Origin of the sequence: Microtetraspora sp. NBRC 16547 (assembly GCF_030268965.1) — a bacterium.
In the GTDB taxonomy this organism is placed as follows: Bacteria; Actinomycetota; Actinomycetes; order Streptosporangiales; family Streptosporangiaceae; genus Microtetraspora.
In genome coordinates, this window is record NZ_BSSE01000070.1 from 1 (window position 1) to 2,512 (window position 2,512).

The window sequence follows — 2,512 nt, forward strand, 5'->3', positions numbered from 1 at the left end:
TGTCAACGGCCAAGTGCGTGTCGCCGCTGGTGGCCAAGTCGATGTCCCCGTGTCGTCTTAGTTGACTACTTCTTGGTGAGGCGTCCTGGGCCTCGGGTGCGGGCTTGTCGCATGCGGAAGGACTCGCCCTCGGTGACGACCACGACGCTGTGGTGGAGCAGCCGATCCAGCAGACTGACGGCGGTGCTGTGCTCGGGCAGGAAACGACCCCACTGGTCGAAGGGCCAGTGCGAGCCGATGCCCAGCGCGCGGCGTTCGTAGGCAGCGGCCACGAACCGGAACAGCAGCTGGGCTCCGGTGTCATCAAGCGGAGCGAACCCTACTTCGTCGATGATGACCAGGTCGGCGCGCAGCAGGTTCTCGATGACACGCCCGACGGAATTGTCGGCCAGCCCACGGAATAGGGTCTCCACCAGTTCGGCGGCGGTGAAATAGCGCACCTTGTAGCCAGCGCCGACGGCGGCGACGCCGAGGGCGATGAGGCTGTGGCTCTTGCCCGTGCCCGCCGGGCCGACCGCGCAGTAGTTCTCCGCAGCGCGGATCCATTCCAGCGAGGCCAGGTAGTCGAACGTCGCCCGGGGGATGGAGGAGGCCGCCACGTCGAACTCGTCGATCGTTTTGATCACGGGGAAGGCCGCGGCCTTCATCCGGGTGCGAGCATTGGACTCGTCGCGAGCGGTCAGTTCGGCATCGATGAGGGTCCGCAGGAACTCCTCGGGATTCCAGCGTTGCGTGCGGGCGGTGACCAGCAGCTCCGGCGCCAGACGACGCATCGTCGCGAGCTTGAGGCGGCGCAGCCCGCTATCGAGGTCGGCGGGCAACGCCGGAGCGGCGGGAGCGGTCATGACACCTCTCCGATCGGCTTGCCGAGCTTGTCGAGGGTGTAGTCGGCCAGTGAGCGGGTCGGGACGGTGGGCAGCTCCAGCACCAGCGCCTTCCCGGCCATCGTGGGCTGCGGAGTTCCGGCCCCGGCGGCCAGGATGGAGCGGACGTCCTCAGCGCGCCAGCGGCGGAACCGGGTTGCCCGTTCCAGAGCCGCCACCAGCGTCTTCTCGCCATGCGCCGCGCCCAAGGCGGCCAGTTCGACCAGGTCGCCGGCCAGCCGGGTGTTGCCCGAGGCGGCCGAGCCGGTCAGCCAGGTTGCGGCAGCCGGGCCGAGCGCCAGGAACGCCTTTTCGGTCTCGGTGCGGGCTCGGGCGGCGCGGCGGGGCGCGGGCCGGGGCCCGCCATAATGCTCATCAAGGATGGCGGCTTCGCCGGGCGCGACGGGTGTGTGGTCGGCGATGATCTGTCCGGTGGCCAGGTCGGTGATGAGCAGGCGGCCATCAGCCTCCACCACCGCGACCGTTGCGCCGATCAGCTGGGTGGGCACCGAGTAGCGGGCCGACCCGAAGCGGACGCAGGAGAGTTTGTCCACCTTGCGGGTGATGCGCGGCTTACCGATCGCCAGGCGCAGCGACGGCAACGCGCTCATCACCTCCCGCTCAGCGACGAGCCGCTCGGCAGGGATGGCGCAGATCTCGGAGTGCACGACGGTGTTGACCTCGGCGCACCAGGTGCGTGCGGCGATGTTGGCCACCGTCAGGTCGTCGAAGGGGGCTTGCGGGACGATCAGGTCGCGCTTGGCATAGCCGACGAGGTTCTCCACGATCCCTTTAGATTCGGGGTCGGCGGCCTCGCACCAGTCGGGCCGGAAGCCGTAGTGGCTGGCGAAGCGGACGTAGTCAGCGGTGGGGATGACCTTGTTGGCCACCACGCCACCTTTCAGGCAGCCCATCCGGTCGGCGAGCACCGTCTTCGGCACTGCGCCGAGCGTCTCGAAGCACTCGGCAAGAAAGGCGAGGGTGGTGGCGGCGCGCTCGTTGTCGGCGAAGCGCACGAACCGGAAGCGGGACCAGGCCAGTACGGCGCAGAACACGTGTAGCCCGTCACCCGCGTCGCCCCAGTCGATGGCCAGCGTCTGTCCGGGAGTCCACACCGCGGGGCGACGCCCGCGATGGTTGTCGCGACGCCAGTCCTTCTTGGCCTGGGCGACCAGGCGGCGGAAGTTCCGCGCAGACCCCGCGTACCCGGCGGCCTGGGCCAGTGGCAGCAGCCGTTTGGCCGAGATCTTCCCGTGCGTGGCGCGAACCTTCCCGGTCACCAGTCCGGCGACCTGGTCGTAGTTGTGTTCGCGCTGTTTGCGGCCCGGTGCCTTGTCGGCGGTCAGCGCTCGCTCGATGATGCGTTTGACGGTCTTGTGCGTGGTTCCGCACACCGCAGCGGCTCCGCGATAGGTGCCTACCTCTCGGTAGGCAGCGATGATGTCCATGACTTCCCCCGAAGATTTCATGGTCGGGCAGACTCCCTGAGCGGTGATCATGACTGGCTGACACCGTCACGATCACCGTTCAGGGGCACATCCCTCCCCACGACACGCGAACGCGCACAAAGACGAGTGGGGACTTAAAACTGGCCACCAGCGGTGACCTCAACCCGGCCACCTGCGGCTACTTTTACACGGCCACGGACA

Annotated in this window: 2 protein-coding genes; both read right to left on the reverse strand. The window is 68.2% G+C overall.

The genetic code is table 11. The annotated features are described in order from the left end of the window. Positions 1–65: 65 nt before the first annotated feature. Entirely contained in the window at positions 66–845 is a 780-nt protein-coding gene (gene istB / locus QSK17_RS35615) for an IS21-like element helper ATPase IstB (protein WP_285711093.1), read from the reverse strand. Then, positions 842–2,332: an IS21 family transposase gene (istA, locus tag QSK17_RS35620; RefSeq protein WP_285711094.1), complete on the reverse strand. Its 1,491-nt coding sequence runs from the start codon at positions 2,330–2,332 to the stop codon at positions 842–844. Before istA ends, istB begins: the two co-directional genes overlap by 4 nt. Between the last annotated feature and the right edge of the window lie 180 nt (positions 2,333–2,512).